This window comes from Bombella intestini, assembly GCF_002003665.1.
Classification (GTDB): Bacteria; Pseudomonadota; Alphaproteobacteria; order Acetobacterales; family Acetobacteraceae; genus Bombella; species Bombella intestini.
This window is the reverse complement of the sequence record NZ_JATM01000001.1, coordinates 1-15,684: the sequence shown is the minus strand read 5'-3', so window position 1 is coordinate 15,684 and position 15,684 is coordinate 1. Positions and strand designations below refer to the sequence as shown.

The 15,684-nt window shown below is 56.0% G+C and carries 17 protein-coding genes; all 17 read right to left on the bottom strand.

The annotated features are described in order from the left end of the window. Window positions 1-13: 13 nt before the first annotated feature. A complete protein-coding gene (locus AL01_RS00085) occupies window positions 14-853 on the bottom strand; it encodes an LpxI family protein (protein ID WP_077395262.1) in 840 nt (279 codons plus the stop codon). After that, window positions 850-1,704 carry an acyl-ACP--UDP-N-acetylglucosamine O-acyltransferase gene (lpxA, locus tag AL01_RS00080; protein ID WP_077395261.1) on the bottom strand — a complete coding sequence of 285 codons (855 nt, stop codon included), beginning with the start codon at window positions 1,702-1,704 and terminating at the stop codon, window positions 850-852. Before lpxA ends, AL01_RS00085 begins: the two co-directional genes overlap by 4 nt. 5 nt (window positions 1,705-1,709) lie before the next feature. Beyond that, the gene (fabZ, locus tag AL01_RS00075; protein ID WP_195805412.1) at window positions 1,710-2,129 is read right to left on the bottom strand and encodes a 3-hydroxyacyl-ACP dehydratase FabZ; all 420 of its coding nucleotides are present in this window, start codon (window positions 2,127-2,129) and stop codon (window positions 1,710-1,712) included. Between the two features lie 171 nt (window positions 2,130-2,300). Further along, window positions 2,301-3,332 carry a UDP-3-O-(3-hydroxymyristoyl)glucosamine N-acyltransferase gene (gene lpxD, locus AL01_RS00070; RefSeq protein WP_077395259.1) on the bottom strand — a complete coding sequence of 344 codons (1,032 nt, stop codon included), beginning with the start codon at window positions 3,330-3,332 and terminating at the stop codon, window positions 2,301-2,303. Between the two features lie 11 nt (window positions 3,333-3,343). Next, window positions 3,344-4,267: an OmpH family outer membrane protein gene (locus tag AL01_RS00065; RefSeq protein WP_077395258.1), complete on the bottom strand. Its 924-nt coding sequence runs from the start codon at window positions 4,265-4,267 to the stop codon at window positions 3,344-3,346. Window positions 4,268-4,350: 83 nt separating this feature from the next. Then, complete coding sequence (gene bamA / locus AL01_RS00060) at window positions 4,351-6,846, bottom strand: outer membrane protein assembly factor BamA (protein ID WP_077395257.1); 2,496 nt, start codon at window positions 6,844-6,846, stop codon at window positions 4,351-4,353. A 224-nt stretch (window positions 6,847-7,070) separates the two neighbouring features. Next, complete coding sequence (rseP, locus tag AL01_RS00055) at window positions 7,071-8,156, bottom strand: RIP metalloprotease RseP (RefSeq protein WP_077395256.1); 1,086 nt, start codon at window positions 8,154-8,156, stop codon at window positions 7,071-7,073. Beyond that, the gene (dxr, locus tag AL01_RS00050; RefSeq protein ID WP_077395255.1) at window positions 8,149-9,333 is read right to left on the bottom strand and encodes a 1-deoxy-D-xylulose-5-phosphate reductoisomerase; all 1,185 of its coding nucleotides are present in this window, start codon (window positions 9,331-9,333) and stop codon (window positions 8,149-8,151) included. Before dxr ends, rseP begins: the two co-directional genes overlap by 8 nt. A 95-nt stretch (window positions 9,334-9,428) precedes the next feature. Beyond that, on the bottom strand, window positions 9,429-10,199 hold the full coding sequence (locus AL01_RS00045; protein WP_077395254.1) for a phosphatidate cytidylyltransferase: 771 nt from the start codon (window positions 10,197-10,199) through the stop codon (window positions 9,429-9,431). Then, the gene (gene uppS / locus AL01_RS00040) at window positions 10,196-10,933 is read right to left on the bottom strand and encodes a polyprenyl diphosphate synthase (RefSeq protein WP_275077760.1); all 738 of its coding nucleotides are present in this window, start codon (window positions 10,931-10,933) and stop codon (window positions 10,196-10,198) included. The genes AL01_RS00045 and uppS overlap by 4 nt, the downstream gene beginning before the upstream one ends. An 11-nt stretch (window positions 10,934-10,944) precedes the next feature. Then, window positions 10,945-11,511 (bottom strand): ribosome recycling factor, encoded by a 567-nt coding sequence (gene frr, locus AL01_RS00035; protein WP_077395253.1) that lies wholly within the window; start codon window positions 11,509-11,511, stop codon window positions 10,945-10,947. Between the two features lie 71 nt (window positions 11,512-11,582). Then, entirely contained in the window at window positions 11,583-12,320 is a 738-nt protein-coding gene (gene pyrH / locus AL01_RS00030) for a UMP kinase (protein WP_077395807.1), read from the bottom strand. Window positions 12,321-12,413: 93 nt separating this feature from the next. Next, window positions 12,414-13,316: a GTPase Era gene (gene era / locus AL01_RS00025; protein ID WP_077395804.1), complete on the bottom strand. Its 903-nt coding sequence runs from the start codon at window positions 13,314-13,316 to the stop codon at window positions 12,414-12,416. Between the two features lie 25 nt (window positions 13,317-13,341). Beyond that, entirely contained in the window at window positions 13,342-14,094 is a 753-nt protein-coding gene (rnc, locus tag AL01_RS00020) for a ribonuclease III (protein ID WP_143280622.1), read from the bottom strand. Then, window positions 14,094-14,972: a signal peptidase I gene (gene lepB / locus AL01_RS00015; RefSeq protein ID WP_408735423.1), complete on the bottom strand. Its 879-nt coding sequence runs from the start codon at window positions 14,970-14,972 to the stop codon at window positions 14,094-14,096. The genes rnc and lepB overlap by 1 nt, the downstream gene beginning before the upstream one ends. Before the next feature lie 82 nt (window positions 14,973-15,054). Then, window positions 15,055-15,465 (bottom strand): holo-ACP synthase, encoded by a 411-nt coding sequence (gene acpS / locus AL01_RS00010; RefSeq protein ID WP_077395251.1) that lies wholly within the window; start codon window positions 15,463-15,465, stop codon window positions 15,055-15,057. A 4-nt stretch (window positions 15,466-15,469) separates the two neighbouring features. Beyond that, on the bottom strand, window positions 15,470-15,684 hold a 215-nt coding region (locus AL01_RS00005), incomplete at its 5' end, for an ACT domain-containing protein (protein WP_143280621.1).

Here is a 15,684-nt window from a genome sequence, read left to right as displayed (position 1 = left end):
ATCTTACGTCCTTTTATTCAGAAATGGAGTCCGAGCCTAACCCATAAAGGAACAGTCCCAGACGATCCGCCTCCTTTATACAGTGATCCACCCCCATCACCAAGGTAAGCCGTGAGGGGAACGCCACCCCCCGCAATCCTGCCTCTGCCGCCTTTCTGATAGTTTCTGGCCCGATAGCGGGCATATCCGCTCGCAGCTCCTGCCCAGTCTTAGGCATCTTAACCAGAACGCCCCCAGCCCCTTCCTGCCTTACACTCCCACAGCGCAGCAGCATGGCGTCTGTTCCCTCCAGAGCCTCAACAGCCAGTGTTAGCCCCTTTTGCACGACACAGCCCTGCCCTATGTCCAGCGGCCCCATAACGGACAATATATGCACTGCCTGCCGAATATCGGCCATCGCCTGACGATCGGGTTTGACCCGCCCCCAAGGGCCGCATCTATTACTTGTTGTATCAAGAAACTCATGGGCGCCCCGCACACGGAAACCTTCTTCTTCCAGAAGCCTAACAATCGCTGCCAGAAGGCCATCATCTCCAGCAAACAAGGCCCGCCCCAACTTGGCAAGCAGACGCACGCCTTCTGTATCCGGCCTCAAAGACCGCCATGAAGGTCTCTTGACGGGGCCTATCAATACAAGCTCAGCACAGCCATGCCGACGCAGAGCCTGAAGAATAGTCCCCGCTGCTGCAAGACGGATTATTTCATGAGGATAAGGGGCCAAGAGGGATTCATCTGCAAACCCCTCGAACCCTATAAGGAAAGGCTCTTGCCCTTTGCGCCTAAGGGCTTCTGCCACCTGAGCCGGGAGCGGGCCACCACCGGCCAGAATCCCAACCCGAGCGGGCTGGCTCACCCTTCTACGTCCTTCTCGGGGCCACCCTGCCCCGGCCGTGTAAGCCCCCTTCGGCTGGGTGCCTCCATAAAACGCAGCATCTCGACCACTCGTCCGATATGGCCGTAACGCTGACGCACCTTATCCATGCGTTCACCCAAAAGGGCATCACCACGACCAGAACGGGGGTAAAGCTCCCGAAATGCCAGACGCATCTGCTGTATCTCGCTGGCCTCCACACCGGAGCGCTTAAGACCAATCCAATTCAACCCGACCAATCTGGCCCGATTGCCCAGAACACTGCCATAGGGGATGACATCCATCTCCACCCCGCACAGCCCGCCAACCACAGCACCATGCCCAATGCGGACAAACTGATGCAAAGCAGCTGAACCCATAATCCGGGCATAATCACCAATAATGACATGCCCCCCCATGACCACGTTATTAACGATGATCACACCATCACCCAGTACGCAATCATGCGCAATATGGGCGTTAGCCATGAGTAAACAGTTCCGGCCGATGCGGGTTTCACCCGTCCCCTGTGCCGTCCCCCGATGGATGGTCACATTTTCCCGTACCACCGTTCCAGCACCGATGTAGCAACGGGTCGGCTCGTCAGCGTATTTCAGGTCCTGCGGGGGGTATCCCACGGTGGAAAAGGGGTAGACCTCCACCCCATCCTCCAACACTGTATGCCCCTCCACCATAACGGACGCATGCAGGCGAACATTATCACCCAGCTGAACATCTGGGCCGACAATACACCAAGGACCAATCCGCACTCCCTGACCAAGAGACGCCCGTGGGTCCACAAGGGCCGTTGGATGGATCCCGGTTCTGTCGGGGGCCTGTCCCGGTTCTGGCATCAGGATCAGTCCACGATCATGGCACTAAAGGACGCTTCCGCAACGGTGACACCCTCTACCTTGGCAACACCACGGAACCGCCACACTGTTCCACGGGCGCGCTCCTTGCTGACATGAATGCGCAGCTGATCCCCCGGCCCAACCGGACGGCGGAATTTGGCGTTCTCCACCGTCATGAAGTAGACCAGCTTCCCTTCAAAGGCTTCACCCAGCGTCAGCACGACAAGCGTAGCAGCCGTCTGCGCCATGGCTTCCACAATCAGCACACCCGGCATGACAGGACGTGCCGGGAAATGCCCTTGGAAGAACGGTTCATTAACCGTCACGTTTTTGATGCCAACGGCAGATTCCGCCGCCTTGATCTCTTCCATCCGATCGAGCAGAAGGAAAGGATAGCGATGAGGAATCGCCTTCATAATCTGCATCACATCTACGCTCTCAGGCACCTGATGTGTCTGCCCAGCAGCATCACCCACTTATCTCATCTCCCGGCTTTCTTTGACAAAATGCAACCGTCCGCCTCTCCTAGAAAGGGAAAGGCGGTCAATGTCCGCATCTTTTACCAAAAAACATCCCGAAATACCAATCGGTTCATCTTACTTGCGTGAAAGCTTCCGTAAAGTTGCCACATTTCGGAAGAACTCACGAAACGGCATGGCTGGGCTGCCAATGACATCCGCCCCTGCCTCCACATCATTCATCACACCGCACTGCGCCCCTATGCGGGCCTTGCGACCGATATGGATGTGACCGATCAGGCCAGCCTGGGCGGCAATCGTCACGAAATCTTCAATCTCGGTAGAGCCCGAAACACCAGCCTGCGACACCACAATGCAGCAACGCCCCAAACGGGCGTTATGACCGATTTGGACAAGATTATCGATCCGGGTCCCCGCCCCGATAACCGTATCTCTCATGGAGCCTCGGTCCACCGTTGAGTTAGCACCGATCTCCACCCCATCCTCAAGAATGACACGGCCAAGCTGCGGTACGGACTCAAACCCATCCGGCCCTACAGCAAAGCCGAAACCATCCTGCCCAATTCGAGCACCGGGATACAGAATGACCCGCTCCCCCAACAAGGCATGACTCAGGGTGACATGCGCTCCGATCCGGCAACCATCACCTAGAACAACATGGTCTCCCAACGTCGCATGGGCACCAATGACGCAGCCATTACCAATCTGCACCCCATCGCCAATAACGGCAAAGGGCCCTATCTCGACCTGTTCACCAATAACAACATTCTCACCAATAAAAGCTGTCGGATGCTGTTTTGCCTGTGCAGGTGGCAGAGGATGAAAAAGACGGGCTACTCGAGACCACGCCAGATACGGCTCACGGCTAACCAGTGCCGTGCAGCCCTCCGGCACTTTATCAGCAAAAGCAGGGCCAAGTACGACAGCTCCCGCCTTTGTTTCCTTCAGAAGAGGTAGATAACGGCGATTATCCAGAAAGGAGACATGCTGCGGACCGGCTGCATGGAGCGGAGCAACACCTGCGAAAGACGTCCCCAGCACCACCTCTCCCGGGGCCTCTGCTCCCGTTGCCTCAAGAATTCGTTCCAGCGTAAAAGGGCCGGAACGCCTGAAAAAACGAGAATCGCCCGGAAGCTGGTCCGCTGCCATCGTCACTCCCCTTACTGCTGGCGGCGCAGAATCGAACCCTTGGCCGGGGCCTCGGCAGGCTGCTGCTGAGCTGCCTGATTCATCAGCCTCTCTTCATCTGCCGTAGTCGGCATCTTGCCAGACTTTGCCAAAACCTCTGGGTCTACCCCATCGCCGGGAATGAAGACATGCGGCAGAACCTTGTTAAGGCGATCTGCCACCTCCTCAGTGATGTCCTGACCATCAACATGCAGCACAGCCTGCTCGGCATGCAGTACAAGGTTCATGCCATGAGCTGCTGCCACCTTGGCGATGATTCCATCACGCTGTTCCAGCACACGCTCGATCTGATGGAAAGCCACCTGATAGGCCTCCTGAATGATACGAGCCTTATTGCTGAAATCACGCTGATCTTTGGCACGACGTTCCTGCAAATGACGGACACGCAGCTGAAGCTGATCAGACGTCAAAGTGCGGGCCTGAACTTGCAGTTTCTGCTGCTCTTCCCGCCAGTCACCTTCTTCCTTCTGCACAGCACGGGCGAGACGATCACGGCGCTCACCCAGCACCTGCTGCATTTCCTGCGCTGCAGTGGAGAGCTGCATCACACCCTGCACGCTAATCAGCCCGACCGTCACCGGCGGCGGAGCATCTTCCTTTGGCACAGCCGGTGACGCTGGCACCGGCGGCAAAGGAAGTATCGGTGCAGCCTGCTGCCCTTCCCCTTCCTGCGCCCCAGCATCATCAGCTTCATCCATACCAGTCGTATCCGGCACGGCAGCCGGAGCCGGTGCAGCATGATGGTGCGCCGCAGCCGGAGCTGATGGCTGGGCAGTTTTCGGCACGAACCATGCCCCGTTACCCTCACTAGCATCAGCAGCAATAGACTGTCTGACTGGCATAAACGTCAGGGCCGTTACGGTCATCAAGGTCAAAGGCAGTGTTAAGCGTGACATGAAAACCTCTTTGTAAAATCAGAACACTTCAGGCCGCCATGCCACTCCCGAAAAGGAACAGAGCATGTCGGCCTGTATCTTGCTTAGAACTGCTGCCCAAAGCCGAAGCGGACCGGGTACAGCCTGTCCCCATGCTCACGATGAATCGGAACAGCACCATCGATATTGACAAGGCCGAAGGGACTCTTCCAGGAGATACCAAGACCACCGGAAACACGGGGGGTCATAGTACTACCCCCAATCGGCGTATAGTACGGGTCGTTCCAGTTCCGATAATGGTTCCGGTCCTTCACACGCTTACCAGACAGACTACCGGCATCAATAAAGCCACGACCTGAAATGCCCAGACTATCACCCATCGGAAGCGGGAAATTCAACTGGATAGACGCCGTATACATGAAGGTACCACCCAACAGGTCTTCCTGTCCGGCACCTGGGCAATAGCCATTACGCGCCTGCCCCAATGGGGTGTTAGCAGCCCCACTATGACAAGCCCCCTTGTAATGGCTGCTTCGTGGTCCGACACCACCCTGCAGGAAGCCTCGCAGGTTCTGCCCACCGAGATAGAAGTTATCAACGATGTTGCGATCGCCGCTGGAACTCCAGTCGTGCATATAGCCGACACCGCCTTTGAACTGGAAACCCCAGCTATGGCTGCCTGTCAGATCATCCAACGGCAGATAGTAGCTACCATTGGCTTTGACACGATAATATTTCTCATTACCACCGAGACCAGCAAAATCACCACCAGCACTGAGAACATAGCCCGACCGGGGATTCATGCGGTTATCACGGCGATCGTAGGTAATGTTCGTCCCGATCTGTGACAGGAGAGACCAGCCAGCCGCATCACGCACATAGACAGATGGCGTATCATCTTCCCAACCCGGATACTGCGAATTAGGCACACCATTACCGACATGACGGTCTACAACGGTATAGGTCCAAGACTGGGACAGGTACCGGTTATAGGCATAACCAAGACGAACAGACGCACCGTACTGCCCCTCGTTATAGCTCTGATAGGTCTGGTAATTGTTCTGAATCGTATAAAGGTCGAAGCCAGCAACAAAGTTACGCCCGAGGAAGTACGGGTCCGTCACAGACAGGTCAGCCTGCTTTTCATAATAAGCGACCGTACCGGAGAACCCGGCATCAATCCCAGTCCCCAGCAGGTTATGCTGCTTCAGACCGACATTCCCCATGATACCGGCATCCGTCGAGTAACCACCACCCAGGGAGAACTCACCGGTCGGTTTCTCCACAACGTTAGCACTAACGTTGACCTTATCTGGTGCAGACCCCTGGGACTGTTCCACATTGGTACTGCTGAAATACCCCATATCCTGAAGAGCCAGCTTGGAATATTTGCGGTTAAACGGCGTATAAGCATCGCCTTCGACCATGGGCAGGTTACGGCGGATCACATGATCCCGTGTCACCGTATTACCGTTAATGTCGATGCGCTCCACATAGGCATGGGGCCCTTCGACAATATCGAACAGCAGGTCAACGACCTTCTTTTCCGGATTACGGGCAATTTCAGGCCGGACCATCGCAAAGGGATGACCGTTAGCCTGAAGCCACTCCTGCATATCCGTTGCATTATCCTGCACCGCAGTGCCATCGTAATACTGGTTCTTATAGACCTCGATATGATTCTTCATCGTGTCCGCCGTGACATGATGAACATTGGAGCGCACACCAATCTTGCCCAAGCGGTACCGTGGCCCCTCATGGAGGGTATAGGTGACGTAGAAACTCTTATGATCCGGAGACAGCTCACCAGTCGCATCGATCATGTGGAAGTCCACAAAACCGCTATGCAGGTAGAAACGTCTCAGCAACTCGGCATCGTAACGGATGCGCTCTGGGTTATATTCATCCGAGGAAGAAAAGAAGCGGTACCAGGCATGTTCCTTGGACGATACAACATGGGACAAAGCCGCTTCGCTGAAGCTTTCATTACCAACAAAGGCAATTTTACGAACCAGTGTCTGTTGCGATTCATTGATGTTGAAGATCACATCAACACGGTTATGGGAAAGACGAATGACCTGCGGCACCACCGTAGCCCCATAACGGGCACGGGCTGCATACATATTCAGAATCTTCTGACGATCTACAGCCACGGTCTGCGCCGAAAATACGGCACGGGTCCGCATGCTGATTTCTTTCATCAGGTCCTTATCCTTGAGGGCGTGGTTTCCCTCAAAGACGATACGGTTCACCACTGGGTTTTCTGTCAGGTCTACAACAAGGGTGCTGCCCTGACGCTTCAGCGTCACATCCCGGAACAGGCCGGTAGCGTAAAGCGTCTTCAGCGAGCGGTTCAGAGCGTCACGGTCAAAGCTATCACCCGGCTGCACGACCATATAGGAGAGAACAGTGCTGGTCTCGATCCGAGTATTACCGTGGACTTCGATAGCCTGGATCATGCTGCCTGCAGGCACATAGCCGTCACCTGCTGACCGCCGGTCATGATGAGTACCACGCCCCTGCTGCGGAGCTGCCTCTGCAGCACAAAGCAAGGCCGGTGCCGTACAGACAGAAGCCAGCAGAGCCAGTCGAACGGCCATTGGCCGGAACCTTTTCGTACGCAATCCTGACAAAACCGGTATTCCTCGTCCCAAATTTCTACGAACGGCCATCCCACCAACACCCTGATGCAGAACGTCCAGACAGTCCCATACGCACAACCGCACCAAGCGGACTCCCCTACACCATCGTGATGAAGGGAGCTGCCTGTTTCAGTTATATACTCTACCCTAGATGGTCTTTTCCATCATTGCAGGGGGAAAGATCAACCCCCATGAGCAAACAACCAGTGAAAAACTCCCAACCCTCTGAGATCATTCACTGTTGAGAAAATGAAAAGTGCGGCCACAAGCAGCAGACCAAACTGCAGAGCGTACCCCTGTGTTCGCTCCGATAATGGACGCCCCAACACGGCCTCAAAGGCATAAAAAAGCAAATGCCCACCATCCAGCATAGGGACAGGGAAAAGATTCAGCAGTCCAAGATTCAGAGAGAGCAGAGCGATAAAGCCTATCGCACTGGCAATGCCATAATCCACGGCCTGACCAGACATATGAATAATGCCAATGGTCCCAGAAAGCTGCTGGGCGCTTCTCTGACCACTGATGATCTGCCAGATGCCTTCCAGCATATTGCCACACATATCCCATGTCTGGCCGATGGCTGCCGGCACCGCCTTATAAACCGGCAATGGCGCACTATGACTTACCGCAAACCCAACACCCAGACGGCCTACATCATGGCCGTTTTGCTGGATGCGATCAAGCGTGACAGGCAGTTCTTCAGTCTGTCCCTTCCGCAAGAAGCCGACCTTCATAACCTCACCGGGATGAGCAGCAACCTGTGCCTGAATATCGCCGATGCTAAGAATATGATGCCCGTTCAGACGCTGGATCTCATCACCAACCTGCAATCCGGCTTTCATGGCGGCACCATCGGGTGCCAGCGTGCCGATATCGGGCCGTGCCTCCGGCTTACCAAAACAGGAAAGCAGGATCACAAAAAGAAGAATTGTCAGAAGGAAATTGAAGACCGGCCCCGCAACCGTCACGATAGCCCGTGACAGAACAGATTTCCGATTGAAGGCATTCTCGTCACCTTCCTCCCGTGGGGCATCGGGCCGGTTCTCAAAACCGTGCAGCTTTACATAGCCCCCAAGCGGTAGAAGGCTAATCTGCCAGCGTGTTCCCACCCGGTCCTTCCATGATGTCAGGGCGGGGCCGAACCCGATGGAAAAAACAGTCACCTGCACGCCACGCCACCGTGCGGCCAGATAATGGCCCAGCTCGTGAATGAAGACAACGATCCCGAAAACGACCAGACCGGCAATGATGCTCTGAAGACTATGCATGGGCCGCCATCCGCTTTATCTGTGCCCGGGCTAGTTCACGGCCCATTTCATCCCAATGATAAACGTCCTCTAGCGAGGTCGGCACGGGGTTTTCCGGCATGGCCTGAAGGCTGGCATCAATCAGCTCACCAATACCAAGGAAGCGGATTTTCCCGGCGAGGAAGGCTTCCACGGCAATCTCATTGGCGGCGGAGAAGACAGTCGGAGCCACACCTCCAGCCCGCAGAACCTGACGAGCCAGACGCAACGGAATGAAGCGTTCCTCGTCTACTGCTTCAAAATTCATCTGCCCCAGCTTTACGAAATCCAGGCGCTCACACTTCGTCTGCATCCGGGTTGGAGAGGCCAGTGTGTGGGCAATAGGAATCCGCATATCTGCCGTTCCCATCTGAGCCACGAAACTACCATCACGGAAGCATACCATGCCATGCACAACGGACTGCGGATGCACCAGCACGTCAATCTGATGCTCTGGCAGATCGAACAAGCGGGCAGCCTCGATCACTTCCAGCCCCTTATTCGCCATGGAAGCGGAATCAATCGTGATCTTAGCCCCCATGGACCATGTGGGATGCTTCAAAGCCTGCTCAGGGGTCGCCTTGGCCATTTCCTCCTTGGTGGAGCAACGGAACGGACCGCCAGAAGCTGTCAGCACAATCTTCTCGACAAGGGACATATCCGCCCCGCCAAGTGATTGCACAATGGCATTATGCTCGGAATCCACGGGCAACAACTCGGCACCGGCATGGCGCACAGCGTCCAGCATGACATTACCAGCACAAACGAGGGCTTCCTTGTTAGCCAGAGCCACCTGATGACCGTTGCGTACGGCCTCCAAAGTTGGCGCTAGACCGGCCGCCCCGGTAATGGCTGCCATCGTCCAGTCAGCTTCCAACGCACCAGCCTCGATAACGGCCTGCCGACCAGCCGCAACCTTCACATCGGTGCCAGCAAGACGCTCTTTCAGCTCGTCATAATGTTGTTCATCATTCAGGACAGCCAGTTCAGCTTTCAGCGCCTTGGCCTGTTCGGCCAGAAGGGCGGCATTCTTCCCGCCCACAAGGGCACGCACCTGGATGGAGTCTGCCTGCTGCTTCAGAAGATCGACTGTCGAAACCCCGATACTACCCGTACTGCCGAGTACACTGATGCGCCGACGCCCAGAACCTCCCCCCATGGAATACCTCTCCCTTGATGATTTCAACATGATACATAATGGCAGAGCTGCCGTATGACAGACCTATAGCAGAGACTGCTGCTCCAGAATAACACTTAGCGGAAGAGCTGCCAGAACGGCCCTTCTCCAGCCAGCAGGGCCAGAATAGCGGCCACAGGCGCAGCCAGTAGGAGGGCATCCAGCCTATCCAGCAGCCCTCCATGACCGGGAATAAGCCGCCCGGAATCCTTGACGCCTAACCACCGTTTGAAGGCACTTTCCATCAAATCACCCGCCTGCGCTGCCACGGCAATAATCCCGCCCGTCAGACACGCAGACATTGACCAGCCCTGCCCAGACCAATATCCGACTACCCCGCCAAGAATGACCGCCCCTACGATCCCCCCGAGAGAGCCGGAAATGGTCTTGCCCGGAGAAATGGCCGGTGCCAATTTAGCCCCCCCGATAAGACGCCCTGTCGCATAAGCACAACTGTCACTGGCGATGACAGCGAAAATGACAAAGAAGGTCTCATAAAGTCCTTCTGGCCGTCCTCGTAGCCAAAGCAGGGAGAAACCGCCCAACATGGCTACAAGAATAGGACCGCAAGCCCGCCTACCAAATAGGACACTGGACGCCAAAAGATACAAAGCAGCGAACCATTGCCCTTTGATGGCAATCAGTCCTCCACAGAAAGGCCAGAGCAGAAGGAGAACACCCCGAAGGCTCTTCACCGGCTGACCTAGCAGTGTCTCCCCTTCCCAGACGATTCCGACCATAACAAGCAGAACAAGTACCCGGTAGGCCCAACCGCCACACCACAGGCACAGCACGACCACCGGAACAATGACCAGACTGGAAAGGATACGTTTCTGCAACTCTGTCATTCTGGCCGCCCACCAAAACGCCGCTGGCGGCGCATGTAACGCTTCATGGCCTCGGCAAAATCTTTTTCACCGAAATCCGGCCACAGCACATCAAGAAACAGAAGCTCGGCATAGGCAGACTGCCAGAGCAAAAAATTGGAAAGACGGCTCTCCCCGCTTGTCCGCATCACGAGATCGGGGTCGGGCACATCATGAGTCTGAAGAGCACCAGCAAACAGGGTCTCATTAATAGCCCCCGGGTCCAGCGTCCCCGCCCGCACCTGTTCGGCCAGATGACGAGCCGCCCCGGCAATCTCGGCACGGCTACCATAGGAAAGAGCAAGGGAGAGGGTCAGACGCGTGTTATGGCGTGTCTTCTCCTCCGCCCGGCGCAATTCTTGACAAAAATTTTCCCCAAAACGTTGAGGATCACCAATGATGCGCAATTGAACGCCCTGCTCATCCAGCTCCCTGAAACGGTGCCGCAGATAAAACCGCATCAGCCCCGTCAGTTCACTAATTTCCTCACCAGACCGGCGCCAGTTCTCCGATGAGAAAGCATAGAGCGTCAAATAAGGCACCCCATGCTCCATCGCCGCACGAACGCAACGCTGTACGGCCTCGCCACCTTCACGATGGCCATGGGCAACTGGCACACCACGGGCTCTAGCCCAGCGCCCATTACCATCCATGATGACGGCAACATGGCGTGGAAGTGCGCCAGCCGGATAGGAGGAAGGGTGAGTGTCCGACAATGTTCTGACGATCAGACCTGTTTGATGTCCCGCTCTTTATCAGCCAGCAGACCATCGACACGGGCGATATAATCATCCGTCAGCTTTTGAATGGCGGCCGTCCAGACTTTCATGTCATCCTGGCTAATGTCGCCGTTCTTTTCCAGAGCCTTGGTCTTATCCATACCATCCCGGCGGACACCACGCACGGCCACACGGCCGCCCTCAGCATAACGAGCTGCTGCCTTGGCCATCTCGTTACGGCGTTCTTCTGTTAACTGCGGAATGGGCACACGGATGGTCTGTCCCTCGGCTGCCGGGTTAAGGCCCAGTCCACTATCACGGATAGCCTTCTCCACGGAGGAGACAACGCTGGCATCCCAAACGGACACTGTCAGCATGCGCGCTTCCGGCACGGCAACAGAACCAACCTGAGACAGCGGCACTACGGAGCCATAAGCCTCCACACGCACCGGCTCCAGCAGGTTCGGGCTGGCACGACCAGAGCGCAGGCCGGACAGGTCACGGCGCAGGCTCTCCAGTGCGCCCTCCATACGGCGTTTGAGGTCATCAAGCAGGTCGTTCAGTTCTATGCTCATGGCAAATCACTTCCTCAATAATCGGTTCCGCTCATCAGCCTGAGCAGGCTGACATGATAATCTGGTGGTCCTCAGTCCTCAATGATCCGGGTGAAACGTCCCTCACCCTTCATCGCCGCTGCAAATGCACCCGGTGCATGCATGTTGAACACGATGATCGGCAGGGCATTTTCCCGGGCGAGACTGATGGCGGCTGCGTCCATAACCTTCAGGTTACGGGCCAAAGCATCCATGTAAGTCAGCTGCTCGTACCGCTCGGCATTGGGGTTCACACGGGGGTCTTCAGAATAGACACCATCAACCTGAGTCCCCTTGAAGAGCGCATCGCACTCCATCTCGTTCGCACGCAGAGCAGCAGCTGTATCGGTAGTGAAGAAGGGGTTGCCCGTACCTGCGGCAAAGATGACCACACGGCCTTTTTCCATATGCCGGACGGCACGGCGGCGGATATAAGGCTCGGCAATGGAAGCCATATGGATGGCCGTCATCACACGGGTCTCGACATTGCGCTTCTCCAGTGCGTTCTGAAGCATCAACGCATTGATGACCGTTGCCAGCATCCCGGCATAATCACCCTGCACCCGGTCCATCCCTTTGGCGGCGGCGGCCAGACCACGGAAGATATTCCCTCCGCCCACGACGAGGCAGACTTGCCCGCCCATAGCGGCGACATCTGCAATATCAGCGGCCACCATATCCACCATTTCCGGGTCCACACCGGCGGCTCCCTTACCCATCAGTGCCTCGCCAGACACTTTGAGAAGGACCCGTTTATAAGGGAAATTCGGCGCTTGTGGGGCGGTGCTCATGGTCGTACCGGCTCTCTGGTTGATAATGTCCTGAAATCTGTCTGCTCCCTCATACAGAGCCATCCCCGCATGAACAAGCGAAACTCGTACGGCTTAGCCATAATCTGCAAGGCCAAGAGCCCGCAAACGGGCCGTCTCCTTATCCCACGCAGCCCTCTCCTTCACATTGATGAAAAGGTGGCAAGGGGCATCCAGAAGCCCTTCTAGCTGCTTACGCGCTCTCATTCCGATCTCCCGGATGCGCTGCCCACGCTCCCCGATGAGAATAGCCTTATGCCCCGCCCGTGAGACATAAATCGTCACATCAATGCGGATGGACCCATCCTTGCGTGTCTTAAAGGATTCGGTCTCCACCGTGGCGTGATAGGGAATTTCCTCATGCGTCTGAAGAAAAACCTGTTCCCGTACAATTTCCGCAGCCAGAAGACGGTCTGGCAGGTCTGTCAGGTCATCTTCTGGGTAGTGATAAGGCCCAGCGGGCACGGCCTTAGCCAGCCCTGCCAGCAGGCCATCCACACCTTCACCAGACCGAGCGCTCACCATATAAACCTCTTCTACAGGTAGAAGGTCGGTGATGGCTTTCGTCAGAGGTAGAAGCTGGTCACGCTGAATGAGGTCTGTCTTGTTCAGCACAAGCCAAACAGGACGCTTGCTATCCTTCAGCTTTGCGATGATGTCTTTGATTTCATCCGTCAGACCAATACGACTATCGATCAGCAGAAGTGTCAAATCAGCATCTTGCGAGCCGCTCCAAGCGGCATTGACCATCGCCTGATCCAGCCTCCGGCGAGGCTTAAAAATACCCGGCAGGTCCACGAAGATGAGCTGCGCTGCGCCCTGCATAACAATGCCAAGCGTGCGGAACCGTGTTGTCTGCGCCTTAGGGCTAACAATGGAAAGTTTGGCTCCGGCCATGCGGTTCAGCAAGGTAGATTTACCCGCATTAGGAGCCCCAACAAGAGCGACAAAGCCGCAACGTGTCTGGCCCACTGCCATGCTCTCCATTGGAGAGGTGATCTCTTCAGGCACGTTCTGCCTCCTGCCCTATCTTCTTTAATAAATCCGTTGCGGCTGCACTTTCCGCCAGCCTCTTGCTGCCAGCACGCCCAAGCCCCGTCTTCCCTAAAGCTCGCACTTCCACGCAGAAAACCGGCGCATGGGAAGGCCCTTCAGCAGAGGTCAGCTCATAATGAGGCAACGCCTCGCCCCGCCCCAAAAGAAACTCCTGAAGCAATGTCTTCGGTTCCTTATGGGGCTGGCCACTTCTTTCGATGTCACGATCCCAGAAACGGCGTACCACATGGCGGGCTGGGTCCAACCCTGCATCTAGGTAGAGTGCTCCCAACAGGGCCTCCATCGCATCCGCCATGACACTTGCCAGAACGCGTATGCCTGCACTTTCCTCATGCTGGGCAATCTGTATCGCCCCGGATAGCCCGATCCCTTCTGCAATGCGGGCCAAAACTGGACGAGATACCAGATGAGCATGACGTGCCCCCAAGGCACCTTCCTGCTCCTCCGGGTAACGCTCAAAGAGCCATTCAGCCATCAGCAGGCCAAGCACCCGGTCGCCCACGAACTCCAAACGTTCATTCGAGCCCTGCCCCCGTGGGGTTTTTGCGCCCTGACGCCCCCTCTGGTTCCCCCGACTGCGCCCCTGCCGCCTAGGCACTGCAGAGCGATGTGTCAGGGCTTCGTGCAAAAGGGCTGGGTCGGAAAAATGGTGTTCCAGCTTCGCCTCAACATGGCGAACGGCTTCATCACGCGTCATCATCAATCAACACCATGCAGAAAACGGCCCCAGCGTATTTCCATTGGCCAGTACCAGAACTGCCAAGCTGGATGGCGCATATCAACAGAAAACAGGATGATCTTAGCCCGTCCTACTAAGTTATTCACAGGGACAAACCCCAGATCATGCCCTCCGCTATCCGTCAGATAATCATTCCCTGCTGGAACGGCACAAGCTCCGCTCTCATGCCCCCCTTGGAAGCGACTATCTGAACTATCGTCCCGGTCATCCCCCATAGCGAACAAACAACCCTCTGGCACGGTATATTCAGGCGTGTTGTTGGCGAGATCATCATCCCGCATTTTCAAAATGTCATGAGCTACGGTCTTTCCATCCTCCCGGGGCAGCATCTCCCGGTAACGAGTGCCAGACAGCACATACCCACGCTCATCAACCACGCTATAAGGCCCCTGATCATTTCGTGGCACTTCCCGACCATTAATGAAAAGACGCCCCTGTTCCATACGAATGCGGTCACCCGGCAGACCAACAATCCGCTTGATGTAATCGACCGAAGTATCCTTAGTGAAACGGAAGACCGCCACATCCCCACGATGCGGCATAGCAGCGAAAAAACGCCCCGGAATAAATGACGGCGAGAACGGAAATGAATAACGGGAATAGCCGTAACTCATTTTGGAAACCGCCACAAAATCCCCAACCTGAAGGGTAGGAATCATAGAGGCAGACGGAATATTGAAAGGCTCCACTAGCAATGAGCGCACGGCAACAACCAGAATAACCCACAAAAGGATCTGCCTTGCGGAGGCCCAGAGGCTTTCCGGCTGCTCTGTCTGTTCCGCCTGTCTGTCTTCGCTCATGGTCCCTGTCATCCTATTATGGCGCCTTTTGGCAGGCATGCCCCGCCTCCAGCCCTTGCCATAACCCGCCTAGCCCGCCGGGTCATGCGTTAATTCCACATTCTATAGATATTTTAAGTTGTCACTCTGATTGAGCAACAGCCTGTATCAGTACCTGCGCCATAGCCATCGGTGGCTCGTCACTCATGCTGAGCAGAAGAACCGCCTCATGCCCTACTGGCAAGCGTTTCTCCAACAGGTCCGCTGCAACGCCTGAAAGGCTAAGTACGGGCGCACCCAGCGCATCCCGCCCTACGGAAATATCCTGAAGTTGGACCCCTTGGGCAAAGCCTGTTCCCAAAGCCTTGGCACAAGCCTCCTTCGCAGCCCAACGCTTGGCGCAGGCCCCAGCACGGGCCACTCCTCGCAGGCTCTGCACATAAGCCCGCTCCTCCTGCGTGAACACACGTTCAAGAAACGCATCACCATGACGGGACAAAGCCCTCTCGATCCGCTCGATGGAGCAAAGATCAACCCCGATCCCCAGAATCATGAGGTCATCCCTTCGTCCGCTCAGCCTGCAACACGCCCTTCTCGGCACGGAAACCCGCCAGAACAGTCGCCAGATGTCCCTTGCTACGAACCTCAAGGTCCACCAGAATCTCCATAAAGTCCAATTGCCGGTTTACGATCCGTAGATTGATCACGCTGGCCTCGTGTCGTGTAGCAAGGTTGGTCAGTGCCGCCAGAACGGCGGGGGCGTTCCCCGCCA